This is a genomic window from Promicromonospora aerolata, from assembly GCF_042682255.1.
In the GTDB taxonomy this organism is placed as follows: domain Bacteria; phylum Actinomycetota; class Actinomycetes; order Actinomycetales; family Cellulomonadaceae; genus Promicromonospora; species Promicromonospora aerolata.
The window spans coordinates 3,667,085-3,687,369 of record NZ_JBHUHF010000001.1; the positions used below are offsets into that span (position 1 = coordinate 3,667,085).

Genomic DNA, 20,285 nt, shown 5'->3' on the forward strand with positions numbered 1-20,285 from the left:
CGGGGCACCGAACACCGTCAGCGCAGGTCGCGCAGGTAGGCCGCCGTGCCCCCGGAGGCAGCCGTCCTCCGTTCGTCGAGCGTCGCGATGATGAGCAGGACCACCGCCGCCGGGACGAGGGTGAGGATCCACGGCAGGGGCGAGACGCCGACACCCAGCTTGGCGAAGACGACGAGCACCTCGACGGCCAGGGTCCACACGCCGATCCAGAACGGCGCGGACAGCCGCAGACGTGACCCGACGAGGACGGCCGCCAGCGCGGCCAGCACCACCCAGGACGCACGGATCGTCAGGGGATCGGTGACGGTGGAGAGCACCGACGGCCCGACGAGTGCCGCGATGCCCCAGCCGATGGTGCGCCAGGAGCCCTGGTCACCGACCGGCCAGGTCATGAGGGTGCCCGTGGCACCCGCCGGTTCGCCCGCCGCCACCCAGCGGCGCAGTGCCGTCGCACCCGACCAGATCAGGCCGGCACCCAGCATCACCGAGAACGCCTCGACCCGCAGCTCGCGCGGGGACCAGGCGGCGATCGCGACGGCTGTGGCACACAGCCAGACCAGCCACGGCGGTGCGCCGATGCCCGACCGTCCGGCGCGCCGGGTGACCAGGACGAGCACCGCGAGCAGCACCAGCTCCAGCACGAGGAGCGACACGATCGACGGCCACACCGGTCGGGTGTTCGCCACCGCGCCGAGCGTCCCGAGCACGAGGCCCGGCACCATGCCCCACCGGTCGAGCCAGGCCGCCGAGCGCCCGTCCGCCGCACGGCGGGCCACCACGGCCGCGACGAGCAGCAGCGCTCCGGCGAGGAGCGCCCACCCGAGCCCGACGGCGAACACCCAGCCCGCGCTGACCGGCACCCCCAGCGGCGCGCCGTCGTACCAGGTCAGGCGGGGCAGGGCGGACGGCGTCCGCGTGCCGAACCCGAACCAGGACACCGGCTCCCGTGCGACCTGGAGGGACTCGATGACGGCACTCAGGCTGGCCACCGCCGCCACGGCGGCGAGCCCGCGCCCCGCCGGCTGCGTCCACGGGTCGCGCAGCACCACGAACCGCTCCCGAACGGTGGGCAGCCCGAGGGCGAACGCCACCGCCAGCGCCGTCACGGCCCCGCCCACCAGGGCGAACGCCCGCCAGTCAGCCGGTTCCGTGCGGGTCAGGTGGACCAGAAGGCTGGGGATCACGGCGAGCCCCGCGCCGACCGCGGCAAGCCGCCAGGCATGCGTCACCGCCGTAGCCGGTGCACGGCCGCCCGGAGCCGGCCCAACGCTGGCATCGGCATCGGCATCGGCACCGGCCTGAGTACGGCCCAGGCGCCAGGCCAGGAACACACCCACGCCGATCGCACCCAGCGCCGGCGGAAGGGTGTAGGCCTCGATCAGCACCACGTCACCGCCGGCCAGCGCCGTCCACAGCGCGGCGAGCCCCAGCGCGGCGACCAGCAGCCACGCGCGCCGGCGCCCGGGCTCGCGGGCCACGAGCGCGGTCCCGGCCATGAGCAGCAGCAGCACGGCCACGGCGACGTTCGGCCCCGCCGCAGGCCGGGCGTAGGCGAGCAGGACCGTGATGGCGCCCGTGAGCAGCGCGGACCGCTCCAGACTCCGGCGCACGCCTGCCGCGAGCTCGGGCCCGCCGTCAGGTACGCGCGCGGCGATCCGTTCCGCCACGCGTGCCGCGCCACCGGCGACCGCCGAGACCAGCACGGCGGTGGCAGGAAGCACGTACGGCGATCCCGAGACCTCCAGGAGCATCGCACCCGCGCTCGTGACCATGACGGACGCCGTGGGCAGCAGGAGGAAGGCGGCTCCCGACCGGAGCAGGCCCGACAGGCCTGCACGGGCGGTGAGCAGCAGCACCAGCTCGAGGGTCAGCATCGCCGCCGCGGCGCCCGCCGACCACCAGGTGCGTTCGAACACGACCGTCACCACACCCGCCGCGAACGGCCCCGCGGTCACGCCGAGCACCACGTACCACTCGGTCCGTGAGGTGCGCGTACCGAGCGTGACCGCGATGGCCACGAGTGAGGCGACCGCCGAGACCGTACAGATCGCCGCCACGACGGACAGATCGAGCCACGCGAGCACGACACCCAGCACGACCAGCGGGTAGACGTACCCGACGCCGACCAGCCAGGGGCGGGTGGCCGAACGCAGCACACCGCGCAGCGACAGCAGCAGCGCACAGACCGCGAGAGCACCTCCGGCGGCCGTCGGGCGGGAGACCCAGGAGAAGGCCAGCAGCATGCCGGTCGCCACGAACACCCCGGTGACCGCCGTCGCACGAGCGAGGCGCAGGTCGGCGGACGTGACCCTGGTCCCGCCGATCAGGCGCAGGCGTCCGGACGCACGGACCGCGGCGCGGACCGTTCCCTGGACGGCCGCGACGGCCGGCCGTAGCCCGCGCCAGGCCGTCCGTCGCTCCGCGGTCGCCGCCACGAGAGCGACCGCGATCAGCGCGAGGGCGGTGAGCGAGACCGTCGTGAGGAGGCGGGGGTCGAGCGCGATGCCGATGACCGCCAGCAGCACGATGATCGGGGCGGCGACGGCCTCCACCCGCCGCCCTCGATCGGCGAGACGAGCAGCGAGCAGCGTGCTGACCGCGAGCGCGAAGGTGCCGAGAGGCGCCCAGACGAGGCTCGTGCTCATCAGCGCCGCCGCGTCCCCGACCGTCGGGTCCACCGGTGCGGCCGTGACCAGCGCCCCGCCGGGCAGCGCCCATCCGGCAGCCGGGACCGACCAGGCCGCGACCCAGGCGTCCGTCACCCGGATCGGCACCAGCAGCATGGCAGGCAGCGCGCAGACGGCGACGGTGATCCAGCCGCTCAGCAGCAGGTCGTCGCGCGTGCCGGGATGCAGGGCAGCACGGACCGAACCGAGACGGGTCGCCCGCAGCAGGCGCGGAGCGGTCAGGATCGCGAGCGCCGTCCATACGCACGCCGCGCCGAACGGCACCCAGCCCGGTCCCGATGTCTCGCCGACCGCCCCCAGCAGGCCACCACCGGCAACGGCGAGCACGCCACCGACGACGGTCCAGTGCCGGTGGTGGGTGACCCGCCGCAGGACTGCCACGGTCACTGCCGCGAGGGCGACGAGCGCCGCGGTGCCGCCCAGGCCGGGCAGCGACTGCGGCTGCCGCACCCCGAAGGACAGGAGCACGGCGACCGGCACCGCCACGACCGCCACGACGTCCAGCACCCTGGTCTCGGCCCGCAGCCGAGAGCCGAGGCGTGGCCCGGAGACGACACCGACAGCGCGTGCACCGAGCGTGGTGAGCACGGTCGCGAGGACCGCGACCGCAGGCAGCCACGATCCGTCGGACAGCTCCACGGTGCCGAGCAGCAACAGAGGGATCGCCGGAGCGGCGAGCACTCCGGCCGACGACCATGCGCGGACCCGCAGCCCGTGACCGAGCACCAGGCCCGTGACCACCACGGCCGACCACAGCACGGCGGTGGTCCCCGGCCCGGACAGCGGCGCCACCGGCGTGGCGAACACCGCCAGGGCGGACGCCGCGAGCGCAGCTGGCAGGCCGGCCGCGCGTGCTACCTGCAGGAACCCCGCCTCGACCGCGAACATGGGGCCACGGAGCGGGTCGAGGCGCCGGTCGAACGCCGGGAGCAGGCGTATCGCCGCCCACGCCAGGACTGCCGTCAGCACCAGTGCGAGGACCCAGCACCACGCCGACCACGGTGAGTCGGGTACGCCCAGCGCCGCCAGCACCGGCACCGCCGGGGCGGCGAGCACTGCGGCGGTCAACCAGGAACGCACCCGGAGCCGGTACCCGAGCACCGCCGAGCACAACACCGCTGCCGACCACAGCACCGTGGTGGTACCCGGCCTCGTGAGCCCGAGCACGGGCTCCGCCACGCACGACGCCACCAAGGCGAGCGGGAACCCGGCGGCGCGCACGACACGCAGGGTCATCTGCTCGACGGCGAACGACGCGCCGAGCCGGTCGGCGAGTGCCGGCACCGTTCGTCCGGCCGCCCATCCGGTCAGCGCGACCAGCACCAGAGCGAGCACCCACCACCAGGCCGACCACACGGAGACGGGCGGGCTGAGCACCACCAGGATCGGCACCACGGGCGCGGCCACCAGTGCGGCCGACACCCAGGGGCGCACCCGGAGGCGGTGTCCGAGCACCGCCGAGAACCCGACCACCCCGGACCACAGCACGGCCGTCGCACTCGGGCTCGTCAGCGGTGGCACGGCCTCGGCACCGAACGAGACGAGCAGGGCGAGCGGCGGTCCGGCGGCGCACAGCACCGCCAGTGCCCCGATCTCGAGCTCGAACGTCGCGGTATCCGCGAGCCGCCGGGCGAACACCGGCAGCAGCCGCACGGCCGCCCAGGCCACGACCGCCGCGAGCAGCAGCGCGAGCACCCACCACCAGGCCGAGCCCACCATCCCGGGCAGGCTAAGCACGATCAGCACCGGCACCACCGGCGCCGCCACCAGACCTGTCGATACCCAGGACCGCACCCGCAGCCGGGTGCCGAGCAGCACCGAGGTCACCACCACACCGGACCACAGGAGGGCCGTCGCCCCCGGCATGCCCGGCGGCACCGTGTGCGCTCCGACGGAGGCGAGCAGGGCGAGCGGTGGCCCGGAGGCACGTACCACCCGCAGCACCGACATCTCGGCGACGAGCCGGGTGCCGGACCGCCGCCCGACCAGGGGCGCCGTGCGGAGTGCCGCCCACGCCACGACGCTCATCAGCAGCAGGGCCAGCACCCACCACCACGCCGACCAGGCCGACCAGGGCAGGCCGACCGCCACCAGCACCGGTACGGCCGAGGCCGCCAGCAGCCCCGCCGACGCCCAGGACCGCACCCGCAGCCAGGACCCGATCGCGACGAACCCGGGACTCAGCACCGCGAGCACTGCGGCTCGCGCCAGCGCGGGGTCGATCTGTCCGAGCAGGCCGGCCTGGAGCCCGAGCTCGACGTCCACCCAGGCCAGGACCACCGCGAGAGCGGCCACCGCCTCACTCGTCGTACGCAGCCCGGCCCGGCGCAGCAGGGCGCCGACCGTCACCGCCGCCACGGTGACCATCCCCGTGACGACGGCGCGCAGCGCCAGGTTGTCGCCGAACGTGAAGAACACGAACACCACTGCGGACACCGCCAGCAGCGTGGCGCCGGCTCCGGCGAGGATCGGCTGGAGAGAGATTCCCGGCCCGGCAGGACGCCGCACCGGCTCGTCCTGGCGGACGGCGGCGGGCAACCTGGCCGGGCGCGACGTCGCCGGCGCGGTCGGCGGCGCTGTGGACGGCGCTGTGGACGGCGTCGGCTTTGTCGTCGGGGCCGACGTCGGCGGCAGCGTGGCCGCCGGCGTCGGAGCTGCCGGCTCGGCCTCTGGCAGCGCCGATGCCCGCTCGGCCTCTCGCAGCACCGGTGCAGGCCGTACCGGTCCCGGCGGCGCGGGTGCCGGCACGCCATCGTCCGCGCGCACACCACGCGGCCGGCTGTCCGCCGTCCGACCGTCCGCCGTCCGACCGTCCGAACCGGTCCCCACCGCCACCGTCTGCGCCCGCCGCATCGCGTCGAGGACCGTCTCCCGCTCCCGGAGAGCGTCCGCCGCGGTGACGGACAACCGCCACACGTCCTGCGCGCGCCGCGCGGAGACATCGAGTCCGCAGGCAGCGCAGACGATGGCTGCGAGGTGTTCCCCGCAGGCGGGACACCTCGTGGTGTCGGTGAGGCGGGCGACGACGTCGCCGGCCCAGGTCGCTGGCATGCCCGCCATCCTGGCGGAGCAGGCAGCGTGGGCGCCATGTATCCACAGGGTGAGGAGCGCAAGGATCCTGTGCGCACGGTCTCCACGACTCACCGCCGTGTCCGAATCCCGCTAGCCGACACTCTCGGACGGAGCGCAGGATGGTGGCTATGACCGACGTCCAGCTCCGCGATCCCGCGTTCACCGAGCGCTACCGCGCCATCGCCGCGCGGGACTCCCGCTTCGACGGGCAGTTCTACACGGCGGTCCGCACGACCGGCATCTACTGCCGGCCGTCGTGCCCGGCCCGCACGCCGAAGGCCGAGAACGTGTCGTTCTACCTGACGTCGGCGGCCGCGCACGAGGCCGGGTTCCGCGCGTGCAAGCGCTGCCTGCCCGAGGCAGCCCCCGGCACCCCCGCCTGGGACCTGCGCCGTGACCTCACGGGCCGGGCGATGCGCCTCGTGGCGGACGGCGTGGTGGACCGCGAGGGGGTGTCCGGGCTGGCACACCGGCTGGGCTACTCCGAGCGACAGCTGCACCGTCTGCTGGTGGCCGAGCTCGGCGCGGGACCACTGGCGCTGGCCCGTGCACAGCGCGCGCAGACGGCGCGCGCCCTCCTGGTCGGCACCTCCCTGCGCCTGGCCGACGTCGCCTTCGCCGCCGGGTTCGGCTCGATCCGGCAGTTCAACGACACCGTGGCCGAGGTCTTCGGTGCAACGCCCACGGACCTGCGCGCACGGGCACGGCGTTCCGGTCGGGTTCCCGCGGCCGCACGGACCACCGTCGCAGCGGTCACCGCGGCGGCAGCCCGCGGCACGGCCAGCAACGGCACGACCGAGCCCGCGCCCGCCGGCGACCAGCCGGTGCGGATCTCCCTGACCCTGCCCGTGCGGGAGCCGTTCGACGCCCGGGGCGTCCTCGAGTTCTTGGCGGTCCGCGCGGTCGAGGGTGTCGAGTCGGCGAACCTGGGCACCGGCTCGGCGCAGGAGGCGACTGGGCTCCGGTACGCCCGGACGGTCGCCCTGCCGCACGGTCCCGGCGCGTTCGAGGTGCGCGTGCCGCGGCCCGGCAGTGGCAGGGTCGAGCTCGACCTCGAGCTGGCCGACCTGGCCGACGCGCCCGTCGCCGTCGCGCGGGTGCGGCGGCTGCTGGACCTCGACGCGGACCCGGTGGCCGTCGACTCCGCCCTCGCCACCGACCCGGTGCTCGCGCCGTCGGTCGCCGCGATCCCGGGGATCCGGGTGCCGGGCACCCTGGACCCGGCCGAGCTGCTGGTCCGCGCCATCGTCGGCCAGCAGATCAGTGTCGCCGCGGCGCGTACGCACCTGTCCCGTCTCGCGAGCGGCGTCGGCACCCCGTACGCCTCCGCGTTCGAAGGGCTGACGCGACTCTTCCCCACCTCCGCCCAGGTGGCGGGTCCTCGCCCGGGCGCGCCGCACGGTGCCGACGGCGCCCGGGCGTACCTCCGCCTGCCTGCGCGCACCCTGGCGACCGTGCTCGACGCCGGCCGGGACCTCGCGGACGGCGCCCTCGCCCTGAGCGTCGGCGACGATCCCGACGATCTGCGCCGGCGCCTGGTGTCCCGTCCCGGCATCGGTCCGTGGACCGCCGGATACGTCGCGCTACGGGTCCTCGGCGACCCGGACGTCCTCATGGACGGCGACGTCGCCCTGCTCGCCGGCGCACGCCGGCTCGGCCTCGTCTCCGCGGAGGAGCCCCGGCCCCACCAGTTCAAGGAGCTCGCCCGCCGCGGCGCGGTGTGGGCGCCCTGGCGCTCGTACGCTGCCATGCACCTCTGGCGGTCGGCCTGATGCCTCGGACCGCGGCCGCGGGAGCCGCCCGCACGCGCGACAGCTCATCTCACGGAAGGAACACCATGAACGCCACGACCCTCACGACCCCGGACGGCCCCTTCAGCGTCCTCGTCGGTGCCGGCCCCGAGGCCTCGGAGACCGCCGGTGGCCCGAGCCAGGAAGCAGTGCTGGCCGCGGGCTGGACCACGGACCTCGACGCCCTGCTCGGCCTCGTGCACCCGACGCTCCGGCCCACCACGGGCGCGGACCAGCTCTCCCGTCCGGTGACACCGGACGGGGTGCTCGCCGAGGCCGCCGACGCCGTCCGCGCCTACTACGAGGGTGACCACGGGGCGCCTGGCCGGGTGCCGGTGCGGCAGGCGAGCGGGCCGTTCCGGACCCACGCGTGGGACGTGCTGCGCGACGTGAAGGCGGGCGAGCGCCTGACGTACAGCGAGTACGCACGGCGAGCCGGCCGTCCGGCCGCCGTGCGCGCGGCGGCCGGAGCCTGCGCCATGAACGCGGCGGCGCTGTTCGTGCCGTGCCACCGCATCCTGCGCACCGACGGCTCCCTGGGCGGGTTCCGGTACGGCCTGCCCGTCAAGGAGAGCCTGCTGGCCCGTGAGGCCTCGCCGAGCTAGAACGTGGCGAGCCAGAGTGCCGGGACAGAGCTCAGGACCGGAGCAGCAAGCATGCTCCGGTCCTGAGCTCGTCTCGGCGCCGTACCGGGATCAGCCCTTGACGGAGCCCGCCAGCAGACCACGCACGAAGTAGCGCTGCAGCGCGAGGAACACGATCAGCGGGACGATGATCGAGATGAACGCGCCGGCCGACAGCACGTGCCAGTCACCGCCACGCGAGCCGGCCAGCTCGGCCACCCGCACGGTGAGCGGGAACGTCTCGGTGCCGCCCATGACCAGCGCGACGAGCAGGTCGTTCCACACCCACAGGAACTGGAAGATCGCGAACGCCGCGATCGCCGGCACGAGCAGCGGCAAGATCACCTGGAAGAAGATCTTGACGTGCCCCGCACCGTCCACCCGAGCCGCCTCGACGAGGGACCTCGGGATGTCCCGCATGAAGTTGTGCAGAAGGAAGATGGCCAGCGGCAGGGCGAACATCGAGTGCGACAGCCAGATGGGCCAGAACGTGCCGTTGATCCCGGTGTCCACGTAAGCCCGCAGGAGCGGGATCAGCGTGATCTGGATGGGCACGATCTGCAGCGCGAACACCGCGACGAACAGGATGTCGCGTCCCTTGAAGTCGATCCACGCGAACCCGTACGCCGCGAGCAGCGCGATGGTGATCGGGATGAACACCGCGGGTAGCGTGATCACGAACGAGTTCACGAAGAAGTCGATCAGGCTCGTCGAACGGCTGAACAGCGCGATCTCGTAGTTCCGCAGCGAGAAGACGCCCTCGCCCGCGAAGGCGTCGCCGAAGACCGTCCACCAGCCGCTGCGGCGGATGTCGATCTCGGGCCGGAACGACGTGACCAGCAGCCCGAAGGTCGGCACCGTCCAGACGAGTGCGATCACCACCGCGATCATGCTCGCCCACGGCGACGTGAGCTTGTTCTTCGCCTTGCGCGCCCGCTCCTGCAGGTCCGGCGGCGGTGGAACGGCCTTGGGCGCCACGGCCGGCTGTGTGGTACTCATCGGACCTCCTCAGCCAGGCGCATCTGGCGCACGTTGTAGATGATCACCGGAATGACGATGACGAACAGGAGCACCGCGAGCGCGGCACCCAGGCCGGCGTTGTTCTGCCGGAAGCTCTGCTCGTAGAACTCGTTCGCCACGACCGACGTGCCGTACCGGCCCGCGGTCATCGTGCGCACGATGTCGAAGACCTTGAGCGTCGTCATCGCGATGGTGGTCAGGACGACCACGAGGGCCGGCCGGATGCTCGGGATCGTGATGCGCCAGAACATGCCCCAGCCGGAGAGCCCGTCCAGGCGCGCGGCTTCGACGATGTCGGTGGGGATGGCGCGGATCGACGCCGAGAGCAGCGTCATCGAGAATCCGGTCTGGATCCAGATGAGCACCACCATGAGCAGGAAGGTGTTGCCCGGGCGCTCCAGCAGGAACTGCACGGGCGTGCCGCCCATCCAGACGATCAGCTGGTTGAGCAGACCTGTCTGCTCCACGCTCGCCGGCTTGAACTCATAGACGAACCGCCAGATGATGCTCGCACCGACCATCGAGATGGCCATCGGCAGGAACACGAGCGCCTTCGCGAACTTCTCGAACCGGCTGTGGTCCACGACCACCGCGTACACCAGACCGATGAACGTGGCCAGGAGCGGCGCCACCAGCACCCAGAGTGCGGTGTTACCCAGGACGAGCAGGAACGCCGGCTCGCTGAACGCCCTCGCGTAGTTGTCGAGACCGATGAACGCGGAACCGTTGCGGTTCTGGAACGAGTTCACGATGGTGCCGGCCGCCGGGTAGAGCAGGCCGGCCGCCAGCAGCAGCAGCGCCGGGCCGACGAATCCGCCCGCGATGAACCACTTCGACGGGTTCCGCCGCCGGTCCACCACGAAGAGGATCAGGGCCATCACCACGACGAACAGCGCGATCGCGATGATCATCAGCAAGAGTTTGTGTACCGGGTCGTCCCCGGCACTCAGAAACCAGTCCACGGATCCTCCAGATCCTGGTCGTCGGCACCGGTCGTCGTCGTCCGGGCCTGCTCGCGGCCCGAGGGCGACGGAGGCGCGGGACACGAGGTCCCGCGCCTCCGCGCGTCACTCAGGACCGAGAACCAGATGTCAGTTCTTGGGCCAGGAGTTCTCGATGGTGTCGGTGACCTCCTGGCTGCTGGCGTCGGAGGCGAACCACTCGGTGATGCCGGCCCAGAAGGACCCCGTGCCGACCTCGGACGGCATCAGGTCGGAGGCGTCGAACCGGGCGACCGTCGCCGGGTCGGCCAGGATCTCGGCGGAAAGCCGGTCGAACTCGGTGGCCAGGAGCTCCGGGTCCAACCCGTTGTTCGCGCTCACCCAGCCACCGGCCGGCGTCGCGGCGGCCTTCGCGTTGGCCCAGTCGGCACTCGACAGGTACGTCTGGAAGGCCTGGACCTCCGGCCGGTCCGTGAACGCACCGATGAACTCGCCGGCCACCAGGGTCGGCCGCTCGTCGGCGCTCATCGACGGCAGGTAGAAGGCGTAGACGTCGCCGTCCGGTGCCACCTCGGTGCCCTCGGGCCACTGCGTCTGGTAGAAGTTCGCCGCGCGGTGCATCCAGCAGTTGCCGTCGAGGATCGGGTAGCCCGCGTCCGTCCACGGCGTCGTCGCGATCGAGTCGACCCCGCCCAGGCCGCCGTTGACGTGGTCCGGGTTCTTGAGGATCTCGCCGGCGGTGTCGAAGGCCTCGACGATCTGCGGGTCGTTGAACGGGATCTCGTGGGTGTACCACTGGTCGTAGACGTCGGGTCCCGCGGTACGGAGCACGACGTCCTCGATCCAGTCGGTGCCCGGCCAGCCGGTGGCGTCACCGGACTCGACCCCTGCGCACCAGGGCCGGGTCGCGCCCTCGTTGTTCGAGGCGATCTCCTCGGTGAGCGTCATCATGTCGTCCCAGGTCTCGGGCACCTCGTAGCCCGCCTCCTCGAACATGGACGGCGAGTACCAGACGTAGGACTTCACGTTCGAGCCCAGCGGCGCGGCGTAGAACGTGCCGTCGACCGTGCCGTACTCCTTCCAGTCCTCGGACCAGAACTCGTCGACGTTCGCCTCGACCTGCTCCGGGGCGGGGAGCACCGCCTCGTACTGGGTCACCAGCGTGTTCAACAGGCCCGGCTGGGGCAGGATCGCGATGTCGGGCGGGTTGCCCGCCTGCACGCGCACGGGGAGCTGGGCCTCCATCTCGCGGGACGCCTCGTACTCGACCTCGACGCCCGTGCAGTCCTCGAACGGCTGGTACGACTCCTGCTGGGTCTCGGCCTCGGGCTCGACGATGGTCGTGTAGACCGACACGGTCGTGCCGTCCAGGTCGCCGAACTCGTCGTAGGCGGTGCAGTCGATCCCGTACGCGCTGGGTTCACCACCCCCGCCTTCACCGCCGTCCTCGGTGTCGGCACAGGCCGACAGGACCAGGGCGAGGCTCGCGCCGGTCGCCACAAGGGCGACGGCGCGGCGCCTGGAAGCTATCCGGATAGTCATCTCGTGCTCCTCCACTGCTTCGTGGGCTCAGAACCCTCTGACGTGCGGGTACGGCCCGGCGGACTGCCAGGTTGCCCTCCCTCAACGCAACCGTGGTTCACTGCCCAATGCAAGCCCATACAGCATCGCCTTGCATTACGAAATCGTTGCAATCCTGCGCGTCACGGACACCGAGTCTCGCCCGGCGCATGCCCATCGGGAGCGCCCGACCGTGCGCTGCCGGCGGGACGTAGGCTTATGCCGCCAGATCACTGGTGCCCCTACGGAAGGACGGACATGATCGAGCTGAGGACGCCGCGCGAGATCGAGGAGATGCGCCCGGCGGGACGCTTCGTCGCGGACGTGCTGCTCGCCGTCCGTGCCGCCGCTGGGGTGGGGGTGAACCTGCTGGAGCTCGACGAGGTCGCTCACAAGATGATCCGTGACCGCGGCGCGGAGTCCTGCTACATCGACTACCACCCGTCGTTCGGCGCGATGCCCTTCGGCAAGACCCTGTGCACCTCCGTGAACGACGGCGTGCTGCACGGCCTGCCGTTCGACTACCGGCTCCGGGACGGCGACCTGCTGTCCATCGACTTCGCCGCGTCCGTGAACGGCTGGGTCTCCGACTCCGCGATGTCGTTCGTGGTGGGTACGTCTGCCCCGGAGCGCGCCGAGGCGGACGCGAAGCTGATCCGCACGACCGAGGTCGCGCTCGACGCAGGCATCGCCGCGGCACAGCCGGGCAAGAAGGTCGGCGACATCTCCGCAGCGATCGCGGAGGTCGCGCACGGCGCCGGGTACTCGATCAACACCGACTTCGGCGGGCACGGCGTGGGGCGCACCATGCACGGCGACCCGCACGTGCCCAACGACGGACGCGCCGGCCGTGGCTTCCCGCTCAAGCCGGGCCTCGTCATCGCCGTCGAGCCGTGGTTCCTCGAGACCACGGCCGAGATCTACACCGACGCCGACGGCTGGACGCTGCGTTCGGCGGACGGGTCCCGCGGAGCTCACTCGGAGCACACCATCGCGATCACGGAGGACGGCCCGCTGATCCTGACGGCGCGCTGACCCCCTCGTGCCGAGGTAGGACCCGGGTTCTACCTCGGCAGCTCAGATCAGGGTCTTGAGCGCCTGGATCACGCCGTGCTGACTGATGTCACCGACGGTCTCGGTGGCGATCGCCTTCACCGCGTCGGGAGCGTGCCCCATCGCGACTGCGCGGGCGGCCCAGCTCAGCATCTCGATGTCGTTCAGCCCGTCGCCGACGGCGAGCGTGTTGTGCCGCGGGACACCCAGCGCCGAGCGGACGTTCTCCAGCGATGTCGCCTTGCTCAGGTGCCGGGGGGTCACGTCGATCCAGTCCACCCCGGCCTGCGTGGCGGTGACACCGTGCCGACGCAGCGGTTCCAGCAGGTCCAGCACGTCCGGCCCGCGCAGGATCGCGCGCGAGGCGGGCAGCGCGCCGAGCCCGTCGACCGCCACGACCCGCTGGGCGCCGTTGACCTCATGGGGCTCGAACGTCCGGTTCACGCGGTAGCCGACGCCGATCTCCTCCACGCCGATCTGCACGTCCGGGAAGCGGCTCAGGGCCATCTGCGCGACGGGACCGACGTCGAACGTCAGCACGTCCTCGAGCATGTAGCCGTTGGTGCACGTGTCGCACAGCCGCGCGGTCACGGCGCCGTTGGACGCGACCACCCAGCCGTCGGTGATGCCCAGCTCCTTGGCCACGGGGAGGATTCCCGTCAACGACCGACCCGACGCCAGGACCACGTGATGCTTCCGGCCGCGCACGAGCTGCACGGCCAGCACCGTCGGCTCGGGCACCCGCTGCCCGGTGACCAACAAGGTCCCGTCGATGTCGAGGGCGACCAGGTGAGGCGCGTCGTTGCGCACTCGCATGGACACCGGTTGGTCGTCCAGGATCATCACGTACCCCCATGGCACCGTGAGCGCCGTCACCCCTCGACGGATCGCGCCCAAATGTACAGGCATTCGGCAGGTGATCCATACCTTTGCACGGATAGTTTTCACCCGCGGCTCGAGCCGTTGGCTATTTTTACCCTCAAAGCAGGGATCTAAGCACTTCCACAACACCGTCGTCGTCGATCGAGCCGGTCACTTCGTTGGCCGCCGACCGCACCGTGTCCGACGCGTGGCCCATGGCCACGCCCCGACCGGCCCAGCGCAGCATGTCTATGTCGTTGCTGCCGTCGCCGACGGCGACGGTGTGCTCGGCCGCGATGCCGAGCTCCTTGCGCACTTCTTCCAGCGCGGACGCCTTGGTCACGCCCTGCGGTGCAATATCCATCCAAGCGGACCAGCCGACGGCGTAGGTGACGTCGTCGAAGCCGAGACGCGCCGCGATCTCGTGGAACTCGTCGCTGGTCTCGCCAGGACTGCGCACCACCACGCGGGTGACGTGACCGGCCCAGAGCTCCTCGAAGTCGACCACACGGTGCTCGCCGTTCAGCTCCCCGTCGGGGAAGAGCTCGGTCATCCGAAAGCCTACGCCGACATCCTCGACCGCGTAGCGTGCGTGCGGAAGCTCCTCCTTGAGCATGCGGAGCACCGGCTGCGGATCGAACGTCTCGACCCGTTCCAGCGTGTAGCCCGTGTCGGCCGTCGCATCGAGGCGCGCGGTGACCGCGCCGTTCGACGCGACGATCCAGGACTCCTCGATCTTCAGCTCCGCCGCGATGGGCGTCATGGCGATGAGCGACCTGCCCGAGGCCAGCACCACATGGTGCCCGGCAGCCCGGACGGCGGCGACGGCGTCGCGGGCGGCATCGGAGAGCACTTCGTCATAGGTGACGAGCGTGCCGTCGATGTCGAGGGCTACGAGCTTTCGATCGATGTTGCTGGGCACACGGGCAGCCTACCGACCCGGACGTGAACACCGGACGACCAGCGGGACCAGATCGGCGAAATGTCACGTGATCGGACGTGGTCGTGGGCCGGGACGTCCCGCCCACGACCACGCCGCTCGGCGCCGTGGTTACTTCACCGGCTCCAGCACCTCGAGCCCGCCCAGGTACGGGCGCAGCGCCTTCGGCACGTACACCGAGCCGTCGGCCTGCTGGTGGTTCTCCAGGATGGCGACGATCCAGCGCGTGGTGCCGAGCGTGCCGTTCAGGGTGGCGACGTTCCGGGTGGACCCTTCCTCGGTCCGCTCGCGCACACCGAGGCGGCGCGCCTGGAACGTTGTGCAGTTCGACGTCGAGGTGAGCTCCAGCCACCTCTCCTGCGTGGGCAGCCAGGCCTCGCAGTCGAACTTCCGGGCCGCCGACGACCCCAGGTCGCCCGCCGCCGTGTCGATGACGCGGTAGGGCAGCTCCACCTTGGCCATCATGGCCTCTTCCCAGCCCAGCAGGCGCTGGTGCTCGGCCTCCGCGTCCTCGGGGGCGCAGTAGCTGAACATCTCGACCTTGTGGAACTGGTGCACGCGGATGATCCCGCGCGTGTCGCGGCCCGCGGAGCCGGCCTCACGGCGGTAGCAGGCGCTCCAGCCGGCGTAGCGCAGGGGCCCGTCGGTCAGGTCGACGATCTCGTCGCCGTGGTAGCCGGCCAGGGCCACCTCCGAGGTGCCGACGAGGTACAGGTCGTCCTTCTCGAGGCGGTAGATCTCGTCCGCGTGCGCGCCGAGGAACCCGGTGCCCTGCATGGTCTCCGGGGTGACCAGGGTCGGCGTGATCATGGGCGTGAAGCCCTCCTGCACCGCCTGGTCCATCGCCATGTTCAGCAGCGCGAGCTCGAGGCGCGCGCCGATGCCGGTGAGGAAGTAGAACCGGGCCCCGGACACCTTGGCCCCACGCTTGGTGTCGATCGCGCGCAGCCCCTCGCCCAGCTCCAGGTGGTCCTTCGGTTCGAAGCCCTCGGCCGCGAAGTCGCGGCGCTCGCCCACCTGCTTGAGCTCGACGAAGTCCTCCTCGCCGCCCGCCGGTGCCCCCGCGATCACGTTCGAGATCGAGTACAGGACCCGGTCGAGCTCCTGCTCGGCCTCGGTCGCCGTGGCCTGGTGGCTCTTGACGTCCTGCGCGAGCTGCTTGGTGTGCGCCAGCAGAGCCTGCTTCTCGTCGCCCTGGGCCTTGGCCACCTGCCGCCCCAGGGACTTCTGCTCCGCGCGCAGACTCTCGAACTCCGACAGGGAGGAGCGGCGGCGCGCGTCGGCGTCGAGCGCCACGTCCACGAGGTCGGGGTCTTCGCCGCGGGCCACCTGGCTCGCGCGGACTACGTCTGGGTTGTCGCGCAGAAGTCGGAGATCGATCACGGGGCTGAGCCTATCGGGGCTGCCCCCGCGGTGTGGCGCGCAGCGCGACCATCGTGAGGAGCGGCACGGCCGGGATCAGCGCGATCATCGCGATCCGGAGCCCGAAGTCGTTGACCAGGGAGCCCAGGACGGCCATCACCCACATCGCGACGAGGGCCGGCCGCAGGAACTCCCAGCGCTCCTGCGCGTGTCCGAACCACGCGGGGCTCAGCCGCCGCCGCCAGGCCGGCGGACCGAACAGGGCCAGCCCGACCACCACGAGCACCAGCACGGTGACCCACACCGCGGGCCCCCCGGTGATCGAGTTCAGCGCGTACAGGGCCTTGCGCAGCACCGTGGAGACCGCCTCGCCGTCGACCACCTGACCCACGAACCGGCCCAGGTGCGAGCGGGACTCGGGTGGCCGCAGCCAGTCCAGGACCCCGACGAGGGCCACCAGCCCGACACCGGCGGCCCCCACCCCGAGGAACCGCCAGAACGTGAGCCGCAGCCCGGAGGCGGCGGTACCGACCACCACGAACGCCGGGACCAGCACCAGCCCGCCGCCGAGGTCGGCACCGAGCGTGGGCCACACGTCGACCGCCATGGCGATCACGCCGACGACCGTCACGGCCAGCGTCGCCAGGATCCGCCGGCCACGGGACACCAGCAGCTGTGCCAGCGCCGCCGCGAGCACGATCGCCGCCACCGCGTAGACCGAGAACGTGGGATTGCCGAAGCCGTAGAACCGCGCGCCGAACGTCGGCGCCGAGCCGAGGGGCGCCGCCCGGTTCAGGGGCGTACCGAAGAGCGCGTCCAGCGTGAGAGCGACGAACGTGATGCCGGCGATCACCGCCGGCGCCGCCCACAGTGGCCGCCGAGGAGCGAGCAGACTCAGCCCGGCCACGGCTGCCGTCACGAGCACCGTGGCGCCCACGATCGCGAGCACCGGCAGGTCGAACCGCCACCAGCCCGTCAACGAGACCAGGAACCCGCCGGCGGGGAGCGCGGCCAGTGCGGTCGCACCCACCTCGGCGACGCGGCGCCATCCCCTCGGCACGTCGCCACGACCGCGGCCGCGGTACCAGCGCGACGCCCACCAGCAGACCGCCGCCAGGCCGAGCCCGAGCCAGAACGGCACGTCCACGAGCCAGATGTACGCGTCACGGCGCACGTGGTCACGGGCGGTCATGTCGGCGAGCTCGTCGGCGGTGAGCCACGCGGAGGCGGGCCGCAGCCCACCCCGCACCAGCGGCGTCGCGTCGATGTCGGCGGGCAGGTCCACGTCGACGGCACCGAGCACGGCCGCCGGGACGTCCATCAGGCGCGCCACTCCCTCCGTACGGGTCGCGGTGCTGGCGAGGTAGCGCGGCAGCCCCTCGTTCGCCGCGGACGGGCGCATCATCGCCAGACCCAGCTCGAGCGGGTGCTCCGGCACGGTGGCGACGTCGATCACCAGCACCGTCGTGTCCGCGGGGGCGGAGTCGAGCACCCGCCAGACCGCGAGGTCGACGGAGGAGACGAGTTCGTCGCGAAGGGCCTCGACCTGTTCGTCGCCGTCGGGCAGCTTCTCCAGCTCCGCCCGCTGGTCGACGTCCAGCAGAGCGGAGCCCGCGTCCACGAACGTGACGGGGCACTCCCAGGCGCCCGATCCCTCGGCCACCGCCGTGTCGAAGTCGTAGTACCTGCCGACGCTTCCGTCCCGCTCGGCGAGCGCCACCGCGGCCCCCGGGCCGACGGCCGTCGCGCACTCGTCCGCGAGGGCCGAGCCGAGCGTGCCCGGGTGCGCGGCGTAGCCGGACCCCCGCTGCAGCTCGATGAACCGGTCCCACTGGTCGACGACGGCGGGCTCGTCGTCCATGGCCGGCGTCACGGAGATCCCCTCGCAGATCCAGTGGTTGTCGGCGTCGCGTTCGTCGGCCACCTCGGCGAGACGGCCCGCCGACAGGCTGAGCCAGCCGCTCTCGGGGCAGCGTGCCGCGCGCCCGTTGGGCAGCGTGAGCCCGGCGGCGTCCGCGCCGTCGGTCAGGAGCCCGTAGAGCGTCGGTGCGGGTGCCGTACCGGTGTCCAGCGACGGCTGGACGTCGGGCCACCGCATGCCCTGGGTACCGATCACGACGACACTGCCGCCGGGCGGCACCACCGGTTCCGCGGAACTGAGCGAGCCGGACTCCTCGCCTGCCGCATCGGCGCCCGGTGCCGGCAGCACCGCCGCCGCGAACAGGAGGCTGAGCAGCAGCGCGCCGGACAGGGCCAGCACGGCGGACGGCACACCACGGACGGGCACGGAGCGCCGGCCCGGGCGCCGCACGGCGCGCGGGGCGCCGGAGCTCCGGGGGGACGAGGACGGCAGCCAGCCGCGATCGTCGAGGAACCGCCTGACGAGGTCGGACCGGATGGCGAGCAGCGCGACGAGAGCGAAGGGCACGACCAGGAACAGCCCGCGCAAGCGGTCCCCCAGGAAGGGCGCGGCGTCCACGCCGATGGTCACGAGCGCGACGAGGCCTACCGCGCCGGCCGCGCGCCACACCCGGCGGTCCGACCGCTCGGTGTGGTGGTCGGGAGTGCCGTCGCTCCACCCGGCGGCGGTGGCGGCGGGCGCTCGACCGCGCACCACGTAGGCGGCGAGGCCGCTCGCGAGCACGAGCCCGGCGAGCGCGTAGAGCAGGAACGCCACGTCGGAGAATCCGTAGAACCGGTCGGCGGTGGCGAGCGACGAGCCCAGCAGCGAGCCCTGCAGCAGCGTGAACCCGGTGACCCCGTCGATGGTGAACACCAGCCACGTGACTCCGGCCGCGGCGACGGCGTTGCGCCAGGGGGCCGGGGGGAGCAGCCGGGACAGGCCGCGGACAGTGAGCGCGACGAGGACGGTCGCGGCGGTCAGCGACAGCGCCAGGCCGAACTCGGGCGCCGGCCAGACCCACCAGCGCGTCAGGGTCGCCAGGATCGCCCCCGCCGGGGCCGAGGCGGCGAGGAGCGCCGCGCTCAGCGCGAGGCGCTTCCGGTACGGGCCGGGCTCCCGGCGCGGCCGTCCGGTTCGGCGCGGCAGCACCAGTACGAGCACGGCGATCAGCAGGAACAGCGCGATCGCGCCGGCGAACGCGGGCACCTGGGCGGGGATCGTGCCGGCCAGCACGTTGACGTACTGCCGGTTCTCGACCGTGCGGGCGACCGTGGTCCGGCGCGGCTCACCCACCTCGATCGGCATGCCGTCGATCACCGCCTCCTCGACGGCCGGGCCCGGGTCGGGTTCCTCCGCCTCGGGATCGGGGAGCGCGCCGGCGGCCTCGGCCGCGGTCGCGGTGAGGTCCGTGAGCTGGACGAACCCGGTGCTGCGGGACGCGTCCGAGGTCAGCCAGCGCACGCGCGGCACGTCGACCACCCAGTCGACGACGACCTGCAGCCCCTGCTGCGTGAGCGGGGTGTCCGCGATGCCCGCCACAAGCACCCGGGTGCCGGTCGGCAGGCCCGTCCGCAGGGTGCTGAGGGTGCTGTCGAGCTCGTCGAGCGCGGCGGCCCGCTCCGGTCCCTCGGGCAGGCTCCCGGCGTCGATGACGGTCACGGGGCACTCGGCCAGGGTGTCGCTCCAGGCGGGATCGCCCGACCCCGCGGCGTCCGTCGATTCCGAGTCCTCGGCCGACAGCAGCGCCTCGAGCGACGGGACGTACCGCTCCACCGTCCCGTTCTCGCGGGCGAGCATCACGGCTGCGCCCGGACCGACGGCGGTCGAGCAGGTGCCGGCCTCGGCGAGCATCTCGCCGAGGAGGCCAGGGGCCGGGGTCTCCGTGGGACCGGCCTGCTCCTCGGGCTCCTCCGCGTCCTCCTCCTGCTCGGGGAGCTGGGCCCAGCCGTCCACCGTCGCGGTGGCCGGCTCGGCGCCGACCGCCCCGGTGGCCTGGGGTACCGGGGTGCACGACGTCGCTCCGCGTGCCTCGGGCGCCTGGCCGTCCTCCTGCTGGGGGGCCGGTGCCTCCGCACGCTCGGCGCTCCCCTCCGAGACCGTGCGGGTGCCGGCGGAGAGGGTGAGCCAGGCGTCCAGCGGGCAGGTCGCGGGTGCGGCGGTGCGGACGTTGATCGAGGCGACCGAACCGCCGCCGATCATGTGCCACAGGTTCGGGGTGGTGCTGCGGGACACGTCGGTCCAGCGCAGACCTGCCACGCCGACCACCACCACGGGCGCCGCGGGCTCCGGCGCCGAGGTCGAGGCCGGCCCCGCGTCGGGCTCGGTGACCCCGGCGAGCCCGCCCCGCGATGTCGCCGACGCCGCCGTCGAACCCAGCAGGCCGAGCAGCGCCGCCACGAGCATGATCAGGGCTGCGGGCACGACCAAGGCTCGTGTGGAACGGGGATTCACCCGCCCAGGGTAGATGGCGCGC

At 72.8% G+C, this 20,285-nt stretch carries 11 protein-coding genes; 3 read left to right on the forward strand and 8 right to left on the reverse strand.

What is annotated here, in order from left to right; translation table 11 throughout:
• Positions 1-17: 17 nt before the first annotated feature.
• Positions 18-5,738, reverse strand: a complete 5,721-nt coding sequence (locus tag ACFSL2_RS16365) for an SCO7613 C-terminal domain-containing membrane protein (RefSeq protein WP_377198851.1) — start codon at positions 5,736-5,738, stop codon at positions 18-20.
• A gap of 149 nt (positions 5,739-5,887) precedes the next feature.
• On the opposite strand from ACFSL2_RS16365, the gene ACFSL2_RS16370 reads away from it, so the two are divergent.
• Positions 5,888-7,531 (forward strand): AlkA N-terminal domain-containing protein, encoded by a 1,644-nt coding sequence (locus tag ACFSL2_RS16370; protein WP_377198852.1) that lies wholly within the window; start codon positions 5,888-5,890, stop codon positions 7,529-7,531.
• A 65-nt stretch (positions 7,532-7,596) separates the two neighbouring features.
• Positions 7,597-8,154 carry a methylated-DNA--[protein]-cysteine S-methyltransferase gene (locus tag ACFSL2_RS16375; protein ID WP_377198853.1) on the forward strand — a complete coding sequence of 186 codons (558 nt, stop codon included), beginning with the start codon at positions 7,597-7,599 and terminating at the stop codon, positions 8,152-8,154.
• A 90-nt stretch (positions 8,155-8,244) separates the two neighbouring features.
• Here the strand turns inward: ACFSL2_RS16375 and ACFSL2_RS16380 are convergent, their stop codons facing one another.
• The 3 genes from ACFSL2_RS16380 to ACFSL2_RS16390 all read right to left on the reverse strand — a co-directional run bounded on the left by ACFSL2_RS16380 (position 8,245) and on the right by ACFSL2_RS16390 (position 11,675).
• A complete protein-coding gene (locus tag ACFSL2_RS16380) occupies positions 8,245-9,171 on the reverse strand; it encodes a carbohydrate ABC transporter permease (protein ID WP_377198854.1) in 927 nt (308 codons plus the stop codon).
• Complete coding sequence (locus ACFSL2_RS16385) at positions 9,168-10,103, reverse strand: carbohydrate ABC transporter permease (protein WP_377198855.1); 936 nt, start codon at positions 10,101-10,103, stop codon at positions 9,168-9,170. The genes ACFSL2_RS16380 and ACFSL2_RS16385 overlap by 4 nt, the downstream gene beginning before the upstream one ends.
• Before the next feature lie 180 nt (positions 10,104-10,283).
• Complete coding sequence (locus ACFSL2_RS16390; RefSeq protein ID WP_377198856.1) at positions 10,284-11,675, reverse strand: ABC transporter substrate-binding protein; 1,392 nt, start codon at positions 11,673-11,675, stop codon at positions 10,284-10,286.
• A 276-nt stretch (positions 11,676-11,951) separates the two neighbouring features.
• Here ACFSL2_RS16390 and map point away from each other — a divergent pair, with 276 nt between their 5' ends.
• A complete protein-coding gene (map, locus tag ACFSL2_RS16395; protein ID WP_377198857.1) occupies positions 11,952-12,728 on the forward strand; it encodes a type I methionyl aminopeptidase in 777 nt (258 codons plus the stop codon).
• 42 nt (positions 12,729-12,770) lie between these two features.
• On the opposite strand, the gene ACFSL2_RS16400 is transcribed toward map, so the two are convergent.
• The 4 genes from ACFSL2_RS16400 to ACFSL2_RS16415 form a co-directional block, all read right to left on the reverse strand.
• Complete coding sequence (locus ACFSL2_RS16400; RefSeq protein ID WP_377198858.1) at positions 12,771-13,655, reverse strand: HAD family hydrolase; 885 nt, start codon at positions 13,653-13,655, stop codon at positions 12,771-12,773.
• A gap of 70 nt (positions 13,656-13,725) precedes the next feature.
• Complete coding sequence (locus ACFSL2_RS16405) at positions 13,726-14,529, reverse strand: HAD family hydrolase (protein WP_377198859.1); 804 nt, start codon at positions 14,527-14,529, stop codon at positions 13,726-13,728.
• Between the two features lie 129 nt (positions 14,530-14,658).
• On the reverse strand, positions 14,659-15,930 hold the full coding sequence (gene serS, locus ACFSL2_RS16410; RefSeq protein ID WP_377198860.1) for a serine--tRNA ligase: 1,272 nt from the start codon (positions 15,928-15,930) through the stop codon (positions 14,659-14,661).
• Between the two features lie 10 nt (positions 15,931-15,940).
• The gene (locus ACFSL2_RS16415) at positions 15,941-20,263 is read right to left on the reverse strand and encodes a hypothetical protein (protein ID WP_377198861.1); all 4,323 of its coding nucleotides are present in this window, start codon (positions 20,261-20,263) and stop codon (positions 15,941-15,943) included.
• Positions 20,264-20,285: the final 22 nt, after the last annotated feature.